This is a genomic window from Ferruginibacter sp., assembly GCF_031430955.1.
Taxonomy (GTDB): domain Bacteria; phylum Bacteroidota; class Bacteroidia; order Chitinophagales; family Chitinophagaceae; genus Ferruginibacter.
Window position 1 is genome coordinate 1 of sequence record NZ_JANPCM010000464.1, and the last position, 17,368, is coordinate 17,368.

The following is a 17,368-nucleotide window of genomic DNA, read 5'->3' on the forward strand; positions in this document are numbered from 1 at the left end:
AATAAATTTTTATCAGGAATAGTTAGTTGCATATACAAAAATGTTTAACAGGTTTATTATTATAAATCCTTTAATTTAAATCGTTAATAATTTTTATCATTTTTTCGGTTACTGCGTCCCCAAAAATATTCGGCTGTTTTAGTGGTACAATAAAATTTAATATTTGGCTTGCAATATTTTTTTGCGAAGGATTAATTAATAAATTCCATTTTTCTTTAACTGTTTCTACCCATTCTGTTTCGGTACGCAGGGTTATACAAGGCTTGCCCAGTATATATGCTTCCTTTTGGATTCCACCAGAATCTGTTATAATTCTTTTAGCAGCATATTCTAATGCTATAAAATCTAAATACCCCTGTGGTTCTATTAGTTCAATATTTTTAGGTGCAGTATATGTTGCAGCTAACATTTTTTTTGTTCGGGGGTGCACCGGAAAAATTATTTTTTCCTGCAGTTCTCCCAATTGATTTATTATATGTTCCAGTGTGGCCTTATCATCTACATTGTAATGCCGGTGCAGCGTAAGTAAATTATATGGTTGGTTTTGAAGTTTTAAATCTGCCACAATGGTGGATTTTTCAAGTGCTATGGCAATACTGTTTTTCATTGTGTCCACCATTATATCACCAGTGAAAAAAGTGCTGTTTCCTAATCCCTCTTTGGTAAGATTATCTACTGCTGTTTGTGTGGGTGCAAAAAGATATTTTGAAAGGTGATCGGTAACAATACGATTGATTTCCTCAGGCATTGTACGGTTAAAGCTTCTTAAGCCGGCTTCAATATGTATGATGGGTATATTTAGTTTTGCTGCAATTAGTGCACCTGCAAGGGTGGAGTTGGTGTCGCCAAAAACAATAACAAGATCCGGCTTTTCTTTTTGCATTGCTGTTTCCAGCTTTAACATCATTTGGGTAATTTGAACGGTTTGATTACCTGCACCTACTTCTAAATGAATATCCGGTTTTCTTATCCCAAGATCAATAAAAAATTTTTCACTCATAGCATAATCATAATGCTGGCCCGTATGTACAATACACTCCTGGTGCATACCTGCTGCAAGTGCTGCAGACAAAGGTGCCAGTTTTATAAATTGCGGCCTTGCACCAACTATCGAAAAAATTCTCATAGTATCGAAATTAAAATCTTCCCAAATATTAAAAATCCGTTTTTACACCTATTATATTAATAGCATCAGTATTTTATACCTTGCTTATTATTACTCCAGTTCAATTTCTTTAAGTCCTGTTGTAAATTTTTTTGAAAATTCCGACATGGGCAGTAATTCAAAATGTTTTTTTAGTATGGTGATTGCTGTTTCAAACACTTCCATTTTTTTCCTGCTCTCAATATCCATACCCGGAAAAAAAGAAAGCTGGGGTACATCATTGCCTCCAATTAAATCAAGTGGGTGCAACAAATAACTTGGTGGTGTTTTTGTTATTTCGCACATGAATATTGCAAAACGAAAATAAATTTTCATTAAAAATTTTGATTTGCCGCTTATAAATAAAAGATAGCTTTGGTGAAAGGGTAATTTAAAAACAGGGATGGTAGTTACAGGTATCTCCAATAATTTTTTATCGTTTTTAAATTTCCATACATAAGGTTTAAGCGGATAAAAGCCTTCTTTAAAAGAGCCAAATAATTCTTTACGGCTTTCCTTTTGTTCTTTAGTAAGTTTTGATTTTGCAAAATAATACCGGCGCATTAAAGGAGATATGTATGTGGGTAATATTGAAGCATCAAAAAGGTAATTTCGTTTTTGCAAAACTTCCAGTAAATCGTTACTCCAGCTAAAGCCAGGGCCCCTGAACATATTGGTTCTGGTACCGGTAGCTTTTATAATAGCTTCTTCTGCCATTTCTATTTCGGCTTCTATTTTTTCTTTTGAATATGTTTTTAACCAGCTTTCGTGATGAAAGGAGTGGTTGCCAATTTCGTGCCCCCGCTCAATAATACTTTGCAGTATTTTATGATTTTTTTCTATCGCTGCATCCTGGCCTACCACAAAAAAAGTAATTTTTATATCCAGCTTATCAAACACATCTAAAAATATTGGTACTACTATATCTAAATAAGATGGAAAAGTTTCCCATCCTTCATCTCCATGTACTTTCATGTACGACCACTGGTCATCCAGATCAAGCGAAATGCTTGCCGGCATCTTTTTTTTTGCCATTACTGTGCTGATATTTCTTTTAGTTTAGTTTCGGCCACTTTTATAGTTTCATTTACATTTAGTGTACCATCCAGTATGTAAGAGGTATTAATGATATATACATTTGGGATAGAGGTTTTTACTGCAGGTAAATTTTTTGAATAGTCTTTTGTTAATACCGTAATTACGTGCCTGGCCCGGGCAACACCTACAAATTTTAAATTATCATCTGTTAGCCACGGATACATTTTTTTAAAGTTTTTAATGAAGAATTTTTTTATTTCCTCATCAGAAAAATTAAATAACGGATCTGCAGGGTTTACATATTTGGGTAAATAAACTAAATTATTATTGCCAAAATGTTTTTTATCAACTAATGCACTCATTTCTATTACACCTGTAAACGGCACCCACGAATCGGTGATATTAGTAACATAAAACTGGCTGATGGGTTTATCCAATAAAACAGCCACACATATTACTCCAAGGTATTCAATATTGTTTAGTTTTTTTTGTTCTGTTTCAGAAAGACCGTTGCACAATTTTGCCGAAAGTCCGGATGGTAAAGTAGAAATTACCATATCAAATTCTTCTATCAGCCCATCGGTAAAATGTATTTGTGGTTTATGGTTAGCTGCTTCTTTAATTGCTGTTGCAACATAACTTGTTTTAATTTCAACTCCCTGCGCAACCAGTTTTTGTTTAAGTGCTTCAATAATTTTTTTATAACCCCCTGGCACATACCCAAACATTTCTTTTTTTAAACCGCTGCGCCTTGCGCCATACAGGCGCTGTATGGTAGCCCAAATAAAAACTGCTGAAGTTTTTGTATAACTGTCGCCCAGTTTAGCCCTTAACAAAGGCAGCCATATTTTATTAAAGGTGTTAGAGCCTGACCATTTTTGCAGCCAGTCTGTTACAGGAATTTTTTCAAGACGTTTCCAGTTTTTTATACGTGATGCCACTAAAATAGTAAGGCCAAGCCGAAATTTATCAATTAAATTAAGTGTGGGGAATTTTAAAAACTCTATCGTATCCGACATGGAATAGAGTTTGCCATCCATATAAAAACCTGTCTTTGTTTCCACCCATTCAATTTTATCCTCCAGCCCAATTTCTTTTAAAATACCTCTTGTGTAAAAATCTGATAAAAGAATTACATGATAAAACTTATCCCATTCCACATCATTCATTTTCCAGGAACTTGCCAATCCGCCAAGTTCGGGGGCGGCTTCAAATAAAGTTACTTTTTTTCCCTGCTGAGATAAACGAAGGGCTAACGTAATGCCCATAATACCACCGCCAACAATTCCGCATTTTTCTTCTTGCATCAGAGTTTATTTACTGCCGCCAGGGTAATTAAATAATAAATTGTTTTTGCCAGTCAATTGTTTTTTTTAACCCTTCTTCCAAATCCCATTCGGGTTTAAAATTTAATGTAGAACAGAGTTTTGTAATATCGGGCACCCGTCTCATCACATCTTCGTAATTGCCAAATGTGGAGTAAGGGATGTAGTTAAGTTTTGGTTCTGCATCTTTACCATTAACTAATTTCCATATTAATACAGCCAAATCTTTTATAGATATTTCGGCATTATCTTTTGGGCCGGTATTAAAAATTTCATTGTCCGATTTATCGTCTTCAATACATGCAACCAGGGCATTTACGGTATCATCAATGTAAGTGAAAGTTCTGGTTTGATAACCATCGCCATGTATATCAATTGTTTCATTTTTAAAAGCTTTTTCTATAAATACAGATTGCGGCCCACCCCACCACGTTAGGTTTTGATTGATGCCATAAGAACCAAAAAAACGGGTAATGGTATATTTAAGCCCGTACTCATCATGATTGGCAATTATGTATTGCTCGCCATACATTTTTGACAGTGCATAAGCCCAGCGCTTTACAGTGGTGGGGCCCATTACCAAATCAGAAGTTTCGGTAAAAGGCACATTGGGGTTTTTGCCATATACATCCGAGGTGGAAGCAAAAAGAATTTTAGATTTATCCATAATGCATTTATGCACTACATTTCGAAGCATAAGGTAATTTTCTTCCAATGTTCTTAAAGCATTGGTATAACGTGGTATTTTTTGAGATGCAAGATGTATAATAATATCCGCCTTAACATCTTTAAGCATAAGGGGGTTTGCAATATCACCGCTTATAAATTCAAAATTTGGGTGGTGTTTCAGGGGTTCTATATTTCTTATAAACCCGTAGTTAAGGTTATCAATGCCAATTACTATATGTTGCCTTTCCAATAATTTTTTTGCAAGATTAGAACCAATAAATCCGGCAACACCCGTAATTAAAACTTTCATAGCTAAGGTTTGTTAAAACAATTTCTAAATGTACAGAATTTTAAATATAAACAATTTTGCAGATAAACTTCAGTTTCGCTAAAAAGCATTCTTATCTCCTTTAAAAACCTGATATACCGTTAAAAAAAGAATTTGAATGTCGAGCCACAGGGACCAGTTTTCGAGATACCACAAATCCATGTTAACCCTCATTTTAATTTGATCGGGGTTTGTAATTTCTCCCCTGTATCCGTTTACCTGTGCCCATCCTGTAATGCCGGGTTTTAAGAACTGGCGAATCATATACTCATCCACTACTTTTGAATAATCAGTGGTATGTTTTAACATATGTGGCCTTGGCCCTACCAAACTCATATTTCCTTTAATAACATTTACAAATTGAGGAAATTCATCAAGGCTTGTTCTTCTGATAAAGCGGCCTATTTTAGTTACCCTGCTATCACCTGTGCTTGCCTGTTTTAAATCTGCATCTTTATTTATACGCATGCTCCTGAACTTATAACAGTAAAAAGGTTTTTTATTTTTTCCGGTGCGGAGTTGAGAAAAGAAAACAGGCCCCCTTGATTCTAATAAAATCAATAAGCCCAATATTGGTATCAGCCACGAAAGAATAAAAACTATCACTAAAAAGCTAAAAACAATATCCAGTGCCCTTTTCTTTATGCGGTTTCCAACATCATCCAGTGGTTCGCTTCGTAAAGAAAGTATGGGCAATTCGCCAAAGTACTCAATGTGCACATCTCGTGTTATAAATACCGAGAGATTAGGTACAATTTTAAAACGGATACATTCTTTTTCAGACTGGTACATTAAATCATATATATCCTTATTCTGCTCTGGTGTAATGGTTGAAAATATTTCAGCAACATCAAATTCTTTTGCAACCTGCAATGCTCTGCTTACATCAGTTATTATTGGATAATGAGATAATTCGTGTACATTTTTATCATCCTCAATAAAGCCCAGTAATTGTGTGTTATAGCCATCTTCTTCAAAATATTTTGCTAATTTTTTTGCAGTATCATTATAGCCAAGTATGATTACTTTTTTTATAAGGTAGTGGCTGTTTTTAAAATATTTTTTTATGCCGAGATATAAAAAACGGTTAACCAGGAGCCCAATACCAAAAGTAACCATCGTGGAAATAATGAATATCCGTGAAATTCGGAACTCACGGGAAAAGAAAAGGTAAAACAGCATACAAATGATCCATAGTAAATAAACCTGTGAGGTTCTTTTTGTAAAATGTTCAAAAACTAAAATTACTTTGCCTGCATACGTCCTTAAAAGGAAAGATAATAATAACCATACAGCTACTGATATTGTCCAGTATTGAAAATAAACGCTCCATAAACCTGCAGGCATAGTTTCTGTAAATACTATTTTACAAAAAAAGTATGCAATGTTTAATACAAATAAATCTAACACGGTTAGGGTCATTTGCAGGTATCGTTCAAACTGGCGGTTCATTTTGGTAAGTTAATTATGCAGTTTTATTTTGTTTGAAAATATTGTGTACCGGTAAAATGATCAGGTTTATTAACCAGTTTTTTTTAAACCCTCTTTTACATTACTCCCTTCGTAAATGTTAACTAAAATATCAATTATTCTTTTAGAAGTTTGCCCATCCCAAAAAGGTGGAATAAGCCCTTTCTTCCACTGGCCATCTATAATTTTTTTTATGGCAGGTTTTAACTTGTGAATCTCATCACCAATTAATTCGTTTGTTCCAATGGTTACAGTTTCGGGCCTTTCGGTTGAATTACGCAATGTTAAACAAGGTACGTGTAATACTGTTGCTTCTTCTGTTATTCCTCCCGAATCCGTAATAATCCCTTTAGCATTTTTTATCAAATACATAAATTCAAGGTAACCCTGCGGATCAATCATTAAAATCCCTTTATCATTAATTTTAAATTTATCAATTATTTGCCTTGTACGTGGGTGTACAGGAAAAACAATGGGCAACCCCATTGCAGCTTCTTCAATTGCAGCAATTACGGCAGCTAACTTTTGGGGGTCATCCACATTGGATGGCCGGTGCAGTGTTACTAAAAAATATGCTCCCGGTTTTAAATTATTCTCATCCCAAAAATTTGGTTTTTGTATTCTTTCTATATTTTGAAAAAGTGTATCAATCATTGTATTACCTACAAAATATATGTTGCTTTCTGTAACACCATTTTTTTTCAATTGATTATTGGCCTGTTCGCTGGTAGTAAAAAAATAATCGCATAAAGAATCTGTTACTATACGGTTTATTTCTTCGGGCATAGTCATATCCCCAGATCTTATTCCGGCTTCTACATGTGCGGCATCAATACACATTTTTTTTGCTGTTATTGTGCAGGCCATTGTTGAAGTAACATCACCCACCACTAAAACCAGGTTTGGCCTGTTAGCAATTAACTCCTGCTCAAACTTAACCATTATTGCCGCTGTTTGCTCTGCCTGTGTACCTCCACCACATTCCAGGTTTTTATCAGGTTCTGGAATACCGAGTTGCTCAAAAAAATCGGCACTCATTTTTTTATCGTAATGCTGCCCCGTGTGTACCAGGCGGTAATTTATTTTTTTTCCTTCGGCCTGCGCCTGCTTGATCGCTTTTATTATTGGTGCAATCTTCATAAAATTTGGCCTGGCACCTGCTATTAAGGTAATATTCATTATAATTGGGGTAGTTTTATCAGGTAAAATAATGTAATACTTTAACGAATTATAAAAGTGTTTATTTTGTTTTAAACACCTGTTTCCATTTTTCTTTTAATACAAGATAAATGAACTCTGAATTGCCAAATAAATATCGCTTCCACATTCTCCCGGGCTCCTGCATTACCCGGTAAAACCATTCCAACCCCCATTTTTGCATCCATACCGGCGCCCTTTTTACCAGGCCCGATACTACATCAAAGCTTCCACCCACCCCCATAATAAAAGGCATTTTTATAAGATGCTTGTAAGTGTTTAAAAAAATTTCTTTTTTCGGAGAGCTCATGGCAACAAAAAGTATGCTTGCGCCAGATTCGGCAATTTGCTTAGCTATTTCCAGTTCATCATCCTTTGTAAAATACCCGTTACGGTAACCTGCAATTATTTCTTTACCATATTTTTCTGTATAAACATTTACAACATCCTTCACTACATCTTCTTTTGCACCTAAAAAGAATATACCGTATTTTTTTTCGGCTGCAAGTTTTACCAGGTTGTCCATTAAATCTATACCTGCAACCCTTTCAGGTAAAGGGCGGTTTAAAAAATTTGCTGCCCAAACTATTGCCTGCCCGTCTGCGTTTATTATGTCGCAGCTAACAATAGATTCTTTTAAAGCCTCATCTTTTTGTGCATTAACCACTTTTGCCGCATTAATTACTACATGATGAACAGGACGGTGCTCTTCAATTGCCTTATCAATTAAAGCAATTGTTTGCTGCATGGTAAGTGCATCTACAGGTATATTACAAATACTGATTCTGCTCACTGCTTTCTAAATTTATGTAAGTAGATAATGCATAAAACATCCATGCCTGTGCCCAGCGCATATATGATATTTTAGAAGAAAAATATTTATTTACCTGGTAATAAAAATAGCCTTGCGGCGATTGCATATTTTTTATTGTCCATTCCATCACTTTGTCAGCAACATTTTTATACGCTTTAAATTTATCCAGTTTTGCCAATGTTATTATCATTTGTGCCGGTGCATGTATATCTACCGGGTAAACTGTATTATTGTAATATTTGGCAATGCCTTCTTCTGTAAAAAAAGTATTGATATAATATTCAAAACCTTTTGCTACATTATTTTTATACAATTCATCACCTGAATATTTCATATAGTCTGCTATGCATTCCAAATTGTACCCGGTATGAAAATTATCTATCCATTGATGAAAAGGTAATGTGCCATAACTCCAGGAGCCCTCCGGTTTTTGAAAATTACAACAAAACTCCACTGTTTTTTTTGCTTCATCAATTAATTCATTTTCTTTAGTAAAGCTATAAACCCTTGCTAACAACCGGCTGCCCAGTAACGATGCATTAAAAACAACACTCGTATCTAATGGCGAGTAGGAAAAAGCAAAATTGCCTTTGGCATCTGCTGTTCTGTTTAAATCTTTTAAAATAAAATTACAGGTGCTTCTTGCAGTTTTTAGCAAAGCTTCGTCTTTTGTAATTTCGTACGCATCTAAAAAAGCGCTGGCAATAAAAACGGAGGCCACCACAGTAGGTGTATTTTTTGGTTGAAAAAATGCCCTGGCCTGCCAATCAAAATTATAGCCCCAGCAGGCGCCGCTCCATTGTGTATTTTGTAATTCTAAAAGCCTGGCCGCAAAAAAATAAATTTTATCTAAATATTTTTGATCGGGTTTTGTCTGGTACAGATTACAATAGCCGGATAAAAATAAACCCAGTGCTTTAGGATTGTATTCTTTTTTTACTCCTGTAATTGCACGCAAATTTACAGGCGACCTTTTAAAAGTTTGTATCCATAACAACCGGGCATAACGGTTTTTTGAAACTGCCGGTATTGCCCTGAACAATTTACTGTTCAACCCATCATAAGGATCGTAACCTTTAAATGCTTCCTGCTCACAATAATTTTTAAGCAGGTTAAATGAAGTAACAATTTCTTTAAGCATCTAAATATATTTCCTGTGAGTTGCCTGTGTACAAGCTGTCTAAAATTTTAAAAGTGGTTAGGGTTGTAAGACAAACCGACCGGAAGCTGATAGGGCTTTCGGTACCGTTGCTAACAGCATTTAAAAATGCATCCACTTCTTCTTTATGCCCTTTACCCGACGATTTTAATTTGGTTATTTTATTGCCTTTATGAAAAGCGCCTTCTCTAAAATCATTTATCACACCAATATTTCCTGCACCAAAAATTTCTATCAATTCTTTAGGCATCGATTTGTCGCCATTGGCTAAATAAGTGAGATTACCTACTGAACCATTATTAAATTTTACAATAATTGCAATATTATCTTCAGGAGTAATTTTATCATTAGCAGTGTTCACAGATTCTGCATACACTTTTACCGGCTCGGCATTGGTAAAGTATTGCATTAGGTCAATAAAGTGGCACACTTCGCCAACAATTCTTCCGCCGCCAATTTCGGGCTGCTGCGTCCAGTGTTCTTTGGGTATTAATCCTGCATTAACCCTGATGTTTACTACCAATGGTTCTGTTACACTGCTAAATTCTTTTTTTATGGCCTGGCTTATGGGAGCAAAGCGCCTGTTAAAACCCACCATTAAAGGCTGAGGGTATTTTGCTATATTAGCAATTACATTATTTAACTGCTCAATATTTAAGGCCAATGGTTTTTCAACAAAAACTGCTTTTCCCGCTGTTAAACTTTTTATTACAAAATCTGCATGTGATGAATGTGGTGTGGCAATAAATATGGTATTGATGTTTTGTTTGCCCAGCAAATCTTCAGCCTCTGTTGAACAAAAATTAAATTTAAATTTATCGGCAACATTTTTAGAAGTAATACCTTTTGAAGTTACCACACCATCAAGCGAAGCACCATATGCTTTTACATTGGGTATTAAATAACTTTGTGCAAAACTGCCGGCGCCAATAAAACCGGTATTAATATTTTTTATCGCATCGTTCTTAACTTTTACAATAGTGGTTCTTTTTATTTTGCTTTCTGCATATTTTAATAAGATGCCGATATGCGGTTCGGGTGTTTTTCCTAAAACAATATCGTAAGCTTTTTCTGCATCAGCAATATTAAATACATGTGTTATTAAGGGCTTTATATTAATTGCCTTACGGGAAAGCAATTCTAAAAACGCTTCCATATTTCGCTGCTCTGTCCATCTTACATAGGCAAACGGATAATCGTAGCCGCTTTCTTCGTAATCTACATCGTAGCGGCCTGGGCCATAAGAGCACGACATTCTTAAATCCAATTCCTTTCTAAAAAAATGCGGATCTCTTGGAATATCCATTTTAACGGCACCCACCACAATGATCTTTCCTTTTTTTCGTGCAAGTTCTGCCGATAGTTCTATCGGATCGTTTGATGGTGCAGCTGCAGTAATTATTATTGCATCAAAGCCATGGCCGTTTGTAAAATCGTTACATATACTTACCAGGTTGGCATCACTTCTTTGCAAAGCTTTATCAGCAGCGCCGGTATCATTAGCCAATTTTATTAAGCCCGGATTAAGATCGATACCAAAAACCGCACAGCCATTTGCTTTCAATAACTGGCAGGTAATTTGCCCTAAAAGGCCCAAACCGATAACACAAATTTTTTCACCCAGTTTTGGTTCGGCCTGCCTTACACCCTGCAAAGCAATAGCACCTAATGTTGTAAAGGCCGCTTCTTCGGCTGTAACATTATCGGGAATTTTTGCTACCAGGTTTTGAGGTATGGCTACAATTTCTGCATGTGATGCATAATCTTGTCCGGCACAAGCCACCCTGTCGCCGGTTTTATACACACTGTTTGTATCCATAGAAGCTATAACCGTACCGGCGGTGCTGTAACCCAAAGCTTTTAAAGAATCTAACTTGGTTTTTACTTTATTAATAGTTGCAGCCAAACCTTCTTTGCGGATGTTTTGTAAAACCTGTGCCACCAGGTCGGGGCGTTGTTTTGCTTTACCCAATAAACTTGCCTTGGCCACTTTTACGGTACCACGTTCTGTACCTGCGCTTATTAATGAATATTCATTTTCTACCAATACCATTCCACTTGAAATAGCAGGCATGGGCACTTCATCAACATATAATTCGCCGGTCTTAAAATTTTGTATTAATTGTTGCATTATAATTTTCTTTTAAAAAAATATTTCTCTCTTTAATTTTTAATCCATTGTAACGCTTATTTGCGCTTATTAGTATTCTTAAGAGCTGTATAAAAGCCCAAACCACATTTACTTCAATGCCTGCGAATCTGTATTTTTTAAAATTCTGGCAATATTTGTTTTACCTGTAAATAATTCTTCAATAACTTCCCTTGCAGTTTTATTTACGATATGAAAGGGATCAGAAAAATTGGTTCTTTCATTGGTAATTGCATTTGGGTAATTAAAATCGTACACATCCGCCAGTTTTTTCAGGTCTTCTTTAAACTGATCTTCTTCTTTTTGTAAATTAAATTCCTGTACTTTATTTTGAAGATCGATATGGCTGGGAGGAATAAAGAAAACCAGTTTTATATTTTTAGATTTACAGTATGCCGCAATTTTTTTTAACGATTGGTAATAATTAACCGGGTAGGAATGATTTTTATAAAGCCTGTTGGCTGTAACACCCAGTTGAAATTTCCAGAATACTTCTTCCGACATATCTGGCTTACCAATAGCTACTTTGCTGTTTAAAATTTGAGATTTAAGAATAAGGAAAGTAGATTCTAATGCAGATTTTGAAAATACATAACTTAAAAAATTGGCTTTAATTTTTAAAGCTTCCGGAATTCGGTTGCGGTATTGTGAGCCGTTGAAATCTATAAAACTTACGCCGATATAAACTTCTTTTAATGCCGTGTGTTTATCCAGCTCCCAAAAAGTAGCGATCAATTCCGGCAGGGTACCGCCACCATACGACATGTTTTGAAAATCTTTTCCGGTATATTCTTTTATAATAGCTGCTGTTAGCAACCCTGTTTGCGAAGAACCTAAAAGTATATATGGTGAGGGATTCTTTTCAAAACCTACCAGTTCATACAGCGGGTTACTTATTTTATTGGAAATACTTTTTTTAACTTCATCGTTAATCACTGCTTTTGATACACTGAAATAATTATAGGGATCAATAAAAACAACCAGCGCCATGTACAGTACAATGGGAATACAAAAAATTAAAAATCGTTTTAAAAAATATTGCATGGTTAAATAAAAAAATTAAAACTGAAAATAAATAAACGTATCCTGTGTGCCGCCAAACCATAATATCACCAGGCCAATAACATAATATATTCCCCACCGGAACCAGGGTGCTGTTTTAATACCGTTAAATTGTAAAGCATGTTCTTTATCCCGCTGCAACCACTCAACCAGCAGCATGATAACCGAAAACACCAACGCAGTTAATGCACTGATGCGGTTGGTAAATAACGGATAAGAAAATATAGACATCGAGAAAATATGTTTAAAATAATCTGCTGCATGTGCAATACTATCGGCCCTGAAAACAATATTGGTTAGCATTACTAAGATGAATGTTGCCATTATGTTTCTGAATTCAGTAAAGGAAGGCAGCAAAGTAATTTTTCCTTTTTTTGTTTTCTTATTCATGGTGCCTTTAATAATTAAAGGAATAAAATAGCAGCCATGTAAAAAGCCGAATAAAATATACGTCCAGTTGGCGCCATGCCATATACCGCAAATAGTAAAATTAATAATGATGGCCAATGCCAAACCGGTTTTGCCGTAATCACGAAATTTAATACTTAAAGGTGTAAAAACATATTCTGTTAACCATGCTGTTAACGACATGTGCCAGCGGCGCCAGTAATCGGCAATATTTTGTGCAAAAAAAGGAAAGTTGAAATTTTTTGTAATGTTGAAACCCAGCAACCTGGCAAAGCCTAATGCCATATCCGAATAACCGGAGAAATCGGCATAGAGTTGTAAGGTATAAAATAATGCACCCAGTACAAGAGAACTTGCCGGCAAATTAATATAGTTATCAAAAATTTGATTGGCAATATCTGCACAATTATCTGCTACAACAATTTTTTTAAATAAGCCCCAAAGTATCTGCCGCAACCCATCAGTAACCTGGCTGTTATCAAATACCCTTTTCTTTTCCAGCTGTGGTATCAGCAATTTTGCTTTATCTATGGGCCCCGATATTAAACCCGGGAAAAAACTTACAAATGAAAAAAACACCACCCAGTCTGTTGTGGGTTTAATTTTATTTTTATCTACGTCTAACAAATAACTTATTGTACGGAAGGTGTAAAAACTAATACCCAATGGTAAAATAAGTTGCAGTGTGGTTACATTCACCTGTATATTAAAAACATTAAACGCATCGGCAAATGAGGTAATAAAAAAATTATAGTATTTAAAAAAGATAAGTCCCGCCAGGCCCTGCAATATACCAATGTACACCAGCAGTTTTCGCTTTTTTTCATTTTCGGTTTTTGCAATCCACATCCCTAAATAAAAATTCAATAAAGAGCTTGCAATTAAAAGCGAAAGAAAACGCCAGTTCCACCAGCCATAAAAAAAATAACTGCCTGCCAGAATTAATAGATTTTGCAGCCGGAGGTTTTTGTTAAAAACCATCCAGTATAAAATAAAAAATATTGCAAAAAAAACTGCAAAAGGTATAGAGTTAAAAATCATTAGCCTTACTTAATACAATTTTTAATTTATGATTTACTTAAAATAGAATCCACCATTTCGCCAACGTTGTTCCAGCTTTGAATTTCTTTAGAAGAAAAACGGCATATAAAATGTTTCTCTATTGATACTACCAGTTGAATATGTGTAAGAGAGTCCCATCCTTCCACCTGGTCTGCTGTAGTTGCATCTGTTAAAGTAATTCCTTCGGCATCCAGTATATCATTAAAAATACCGTTCAGCTGGTTTAATACTTCGTTTCTTTCCATAATTTTTTATTTGTTATTGATGTAACATTTTTTGTTTTCGTAAGCTGCAGCATTCAGGTACCAAAAATTTTCTTTTTCGGTAAAGCCTAATTTTTGATAATGTTCTTTTACCATTTCGTTTTTTGCAGTGGGTATATATTCGCCTTTTAAATGCGTAAAGCCATTTTGTTTAGCAAAATTAGCGAGGGTATTTAACGTAAAATTTTCCATCCCTCTTTTTAAAACACGGCAGCTCATAAACCAGGTATCAATAAACAAAGTAGTATCATTTTCTTTTTTAAGAATGATAACGGCTATTAAACCATTGTTACCAAATTTATCTGCCAGGTCGAAGGTGAATGTAAAAAAGTCTTTTGAAGCAGCCAGCATTTCAATATCGGCTTCGGTGTACCGTACCGTACGCAAATTAAACTGGTTACTGCGTTGTGATAACTGAGCAACCCTTGGCGTATTGAATTTATTAAACGGTTCTACCAGCGAAAGCATATTCAGGCTTTGCAAAAAATCATCTTCGTTAGTAAAGTTTTTTTGCAATACGGTACGCTGGGCTTCCACCTGGTATTGTTTAGTTCTTTCTGCATCCTCGTTAGAAAATGTTGTTGTTTCAAAAAGATTTAAAGGGTATAAATATTCCAGGTAATCTGCCGGGTCTTCGGGTAATTCCGGCACCGTAATGCCCGGAATATTTTCTCTTACCATATTTCTTTCAAAAGGATTGTCATCTAAAAAAACCATCGAATCAAATCCAATATTTAAAATGCTTTGTATCTGGCGGATGTTATCGGCTTTGTTTTCCCAGTTGGCAATAAAAACGGCAATATCATCCAAACGTAACACCATGTCAGGATGTTTTTCAAAAGGCTCTTTTGCAACAGACTCTGTATTTTTACTGCACACAGCCAGTATAATGCCGCGGTTTTTTAATTTTTTTATCCAGTACTGAAATTCTGTAAAAGCTTTTCCTATGCCTAAGGTACCCAGTTGAATATTTTCTAAACCATCGTCTCCAATTATCCCTCCCCATGTTGTATTATCCAAATCCAGGATCACACATTTTTTAAACTTACCGTTTAAGGCTGCAATTACGGCTACTGTTCTTGCAGCAACATCGGGCAGCACATCAATACTTAACACCATTTCGGTATTAATATAAATAGAGGGTTGAAAAAATGCGCTTTTGCCCACCTGGTTTTGTACAGCGGCAATATCAGTAATGTAAAAATTGGGTTGGCGTGTTGCCAGCAACATCAGCTCGTAATTAAGTTTACGCAACTGAAATAAAAATGATGATTCTACTTTGTTGGCATAATTACCAAAAACAGCATCTTCAATTTCGGGATAATTATAATAAATTATTTTAGTGTTGAGATTTGCATTAAGGGTATTGCAAACATTTTCTATTAATTCAATTTGGCTATTGGTTAAACTGCTGTATGCCTCAGGTTTTAATTTGTTATACTTGCCCAGTAATTTATGGGTGGAGTGAAACACAATTATAAGTTCAGGTTTTAATTCATACAATTCCGAAGAAGGATCAAATACCTGTCTCTCAATCTGGTTAAAATCTGCCTCCCAAATTTGTAAATCAAAACCTTCATCGTAACCTGTGCCACGTAATGCCTGTATAAGAAACTGTGTTGCCGTATCACCCAACACTGCAACCTTAATAGTTTTTAAATTACTAAAGTCGTTCTTTAAATTTTTCTTTAACTGCGAAAAAGTTTTCATTTTATTTCTTAAAAATATTACCCGCTATTATTTACAGGTAAAATGATTATTTCACTTTTTGAATTAAGAGTTGAAATTTATTGTTAGCTGTATATTCTACTTTATCCACTTCCACAATTTCAATCGATAACCCTTGCCCAACTTTTAACATTAATTCGTTAAATAATTTTTCTTTTACTGCTGGTGTAAAATTATTTTCCGGCACTACCCTTACTGTTAATTTACCTTTTTCTGTTTGGCAATATTGTACATTTTTTATGTAATTATAAATATCATTATGCAGGTTTAATGCAGTGGTAGTAATTATTGAATCATCTGATTTATAAATTTTATCACCATGCCATCTGCCTTTTACATTTTTAAATGTTACACCAATATGGCCGCAATCTGGGCAAGTGTTCCCAACAAATTCAGCAAAGTCCCCAGTACGGTATCTTATAAATGGCATTTTTGTATTTATAAAACCTGTGCCTGTTAATTCCCCAGTTGATCCTGGTGTTGTTAGCGGCTTATCATCAATATCAATAATCTCTGTATAACCATAAAATGGATTTGAATGATAATTTTCACATTCAGTATTTTCCCCTGCAAGTATTAATTTTTCGCTATGGCCAAACCAGGTGTACATCCTTAAATTTAATTTTGCCTGTATAAGTTCTTTTTGATAAGGCAATGCGTTTTCGCTGCCGCACAAAAAAATTTTCAGCGTTGTTTTTTTATTAGTTTTATGTAAATGGTTTGCAAATATATATGCAGCACTTGGGTAAGCATGTAAAAATTTTATTTGCCGGCTGTTAATGTGTTCTATAATAAAATCTAAATATTCGGGGGTAAGTGAAAAATTATTGTAGTGATATTCTTTTAATAATGGATCAACTGTATATTGTTTACCGTTTAATTTATGGTTTCTTAAAACAGCCCTGTAATCTGAAAGGGTAAAACCCACTTTTGCCCAATTATTTGTCATCCAAAACCATTCAAAGCCTTTTCGGTTTTTATTTATAAAAAAACCTAAGGGTTTACCGGATGTACCCCCTGTTGTAACATAATCTGCACCTGATTTTGATACCAGCATTTCATTAAAAGATGCCAGCACAGTTTCTTTATTTATAAAAGGGAGTTTATCTATTGTAGCAGTAGAATTATTTAAATGATTATAGAAAGATGTTTTAGCAGCTATTTCAAAAATATTACTGAGCTTTTCATTTTGATAAGATTGTACAAAATCAATTTTATCTTTTGATTCATTAAAACTTGTAAGTATTTTTTGTGCAGTACGAAACGACTCACCAAAAACAATATTATCGGGGAGCAGGCTTGCAATATTTTTTAATATGCTGCTCATTTTTTATAATTAAAATTTATCGTTAAATTAAATATCATTGTTTATTCAATTCCAGACAGGTACTTGTAACTTAATTCTAAACACAAAAATGCCCACAGTTTTGATGAATGATCAATATTTTTTTCTACATGTAACTGAAAACATTTTTTAATTACATTAATATCTATGAACTCTTTTTGAACAGAATTATTTATGGTATGTTCAAACAGATCTTTCAGCTCGTTC

General features: G+C 34.7%; 15 protein-coding genes. All 15 read right to left on the bottom strand.

What is annotated here, in order from left to right:
- Positions 1-70: 70 nt before the first annotated feature.
- Positions 71-1,126 carry a non-hydrolyzing UDP-N-acetylglucosamine 2-epimerase gene (gene wecB, locus ACY65O_RS12735; RefSeq protein ID WP_462221237.1) on the bottom strand — a complete coding sequence of 352 codons (1,056 nt, stop codon included), beginning with the start codon at positions 1,124-1,126 and terminating at the stop codon, positions 71-73.
- Between the two features lie 90 nt (positions 1,127-1,216).
- Positions 1,217-2,179, bottom strand: a complete 963-nt coding sequence (locus ACY65O_RS12740; RefSeq protein ID WP_462221238.1) for a polysaccharide deacetylase family protein — start codon at positions 2,177-2,179, stop codon at positions 1,217-1,219.
- Positions 2,179-3,489 carry an NAD(P)/FAD-dependent oxidoreductase gene (locus ACY65O_RS12745; RefSeq protein WP_462221239.1) on the bottom strand — a complete coding sequence of 437 codons (1,311 nt, stop codon included), beginning with the start codon at positions 3,487-3,489 and terminating at the stop codon, positions 2,179-2,181. Before ACY65O_RS12745 ends, ACY65O_RS12740 begins: the two co-directional genes overlap by 1 nt.
- A gap of 28 nt (positions 3,490-3,517) precedes the next feature.
- Positions 3,518-4,486 (bottom strand): NAD-dependent epimerase/dehydratase family protein, encoded by a 969-nt coding sequence (locus ACY65O_RS12750; RefSeq protein WP_462221240.1) that lies wholly within the window; start codon positions 4,484-4,486, stop codon positions 3,518-3,520.
- A 78-nt stretch (positions 4,487-4,564) separates the two neighbouring features.
- Positions 4,565-5,956 carry an undecaprenyl-phosphate glucose phosphotransferase gene (locus ACY65O_RS12755; protein ID WP_462221241.1) on the bottom strand — a complete coding sequence of 464 codons (1,392 nt, stop codon included), beginning with the start codon at positions 5,954-5,956 and terminating at the stop codon, positions 4,565-4,567.
- Positions 5,957-6,025: 69 nt separating this feature from the next.
- Positions 6,026-7,153 carry a non-hydrolyzing UDP-N-acetylglucosamine 2-epimerase gene (wecB, locus tag ACY65O_RS12760; protein WP_462221242.1) on the bottom strand — a complete coding sequence of 376 codons (1,128 nt, stop codon included), beginning with the start codon at positions 7,151-7,153 and terminating at the stop codon, positions 6,026-6,028.
- Between the two features lie 61 nt (positions 7,154-7,214).
- Positions 7,215-7,964 carry a WecB/TagA/CpsF family glycosyltransferase gene (locus ACY65O_RS12765; RefSeq protein ID WP_462221243.1) on the bottom strand — a complete coding sequence of 250 codons (750 nt, stop codon included), beginning with the start codon at positions 7,962-7,964 and terminating at the stop codon, positions 7,215-7,217.
- A complete protein-coding gene (locus ACY65O_RS12770; protein WP_462221244.1) occupies positions 7,942-9,126 on the bottom strand; it encodes a hypothetical protein in 1,185 nt (394 codons plus the stop codon). The genes ACY65O_RS12765 and ACY65O_RS12770 overlap by 23 nt, the downstream gene beginning before the upstream one ends.
- Positions 9,119-11,275, bottom strand: coding sequence for a bi-domain-containing oxidoreductase (locus tag ACY65O_RS12775; RefSeq protein ID WP_462221245.1), 2,157 nt, complete (start codon positions 11,273-11,275; stop codon positions 9,119-9,121). Before ACY65O_RS12775 ends, ACY65O_RS12770 begins: the two co-directional genes overlap by 8 nt.
- 108 nt (positions 11,276-11,383) lie before the next feature.
- Complete coding sequence (locus tag ACY65O_RS12780; protein ID WP_462221246.1) at positions 11,384-12,337, bottom strand: hypothetical protein; 954 nt, start codon at positions 12,335-12,337, stop codon at positions 11,384-11,386.
- A gap of 15 nt (positions 12,338-12,352) precedes the next feature.
- Positions 12,353-13,744: an MBOAT family O-acyltransferase gene (locus ACY65O_RS12785; protein WP_462221247.1), complete on the bottom strand. Its 1,392-nt coding sequence runs from the start codon at positions 13,742-13,744 to the stop codon at positions 12,353-12,355.
- Positions 13,745-13,830: 86 nt separating this feature from the next.
- Entirely contained in the window at positions 13,831-14,070 is a 240-nt protein-coding gene (locus tag ACY65O_RS12790) for an acyl carrier protein (RefSeq protein ID WP_462221248.1), read from the bottom strand.
- Positions 14,071-14,076: 6 nt separating this feature from the next.
- A complete protein-coding gene (locus ACY65O_RS12795) occupies positions 14,077-15,798 on the bottom strand; it encodes an HAD-IIIC family phosphatase (protein WP_462221249.1) in 1,722 nt (573 codons plus the stop codon).
- Positions 15,799-15,844: 46 nt separating this feature from the next.
- Entirely contained in the window at positions 15,845-17,143 is a 1,299-nt protein-coding gene (locus ACY65O_RS12800; protein ID WP_462221250.1) for a phenylacetate--CoA ligase family protein, read from the bottom strand.
- Between the two features lie 41 nt (positions 17,144-17,184).
- On the bottom strand, positions 17,185-17,368 hold a 184-nt coding region (locus ACY65O_RS12805; protein ID WP_462221251.1), incomplete at its 5' end, for a hypothetical protein.

What these genes read in the sequence shown, in the direction of transcription:
- ACY65O_RS12780 (WP_462221246.1), bottom strand. Translation starts at nt 12,337, where the DNA reads ATGCAATATTTTTTAAAACGATTTTTAATTTTTTGTATTCCCATTGTA.
- ACY65O_RS12755 (WP_462221241.1), bottom strand. Translation starts at nt 5,956, where the DNA reads ATGAACCGCCAGTTTGAACGATACCTGCAAATGACCCTAACCGTGTTA.
- ACY65O_RS12800 (WP_462221250.1), bottom strand. Translation starts at nt 17,143, where the DNA reads ATGAGCAGCATATTAAAAAATATTGCAAGCCTGCTCCCCGATAATATT.
- ACY65O_RS12775 (WP_462221245.1), bottom strand. Translation starts at nt 11,275, where the DNA reads ATGCAACAATTAATACAAAATTTTAAGACCGGCGAATTATATGTTGAT.
- ACY65O_RS12795 (WP_462221249.1), bottom strand. Translation starts at nt 15,798, where the DNA reads ATGAAAACTTTTTCGCAGTTAAAGAAAAATTTAAAGAACGACTTTAGT.
- ACY65O_RS12740 (WP_462221238.1), bottom strand. Translation starts at nt 2,179, where the DNA reads ATGGCAAAAAAAAAGATGCCGGCAAGCATTTCGCTTGATCTGGATGAC.
- ACY65O_RS12790 (WP_462221248.1), bottom strand. Translation starts at nt 14,070, where the DNA reads ATGGAAAGAAACGAAGTATTAAACCAGCTGAACGGTATTTTTAATGAT.
- ACY65O_RS12785 (WP_462221247.1), bottom strand. Translation starts at nt 13,744, where the DNA reads ATGGTTTTTAACAAAAACCTCCGGCTGCAAAATCTATTAATTCTGGCA.
- ACY65O_RS12770 (WP_462221244.1), bottom strand. Translation starts at nt 9,126, where the DNA reads ATGCTTAAAGAAATTGTTACTTCATTTAACCTGCTTAAAAATTATTGT.
- wecB (WP_462221237.1), bottom strand. Translation starts at nt 1,126, where the DNA reads ATGAGAATTTTTTCGATAGTTGGTGCAAGGCCGCAATTTATAAAACTG.
- ACY65O_RS12750 (WP_462221240.1), bottom strand. Translation starts at nt 4,486, where the DNA reads ATGAAAGTTTTAATTACGGGTGTTGCCGGATTTATTGGTTCTAATCTT.
- ACY65O_RS12745 (WP_462221239.1), bottom strand. Translation starts at nt 3,489, where the DNA reads ATGCAAGAAGAAAAATGCGGAATTGTTGGCGGTGGTATTATGGGCATT.
- wecB (WP_462221242.1), bottom strand. Translation starts at nt 7,153, where the DNA reads ATGAATATTACCTTAATAGCAGGTGCCAGGCCAAATTTTATGAAGATT.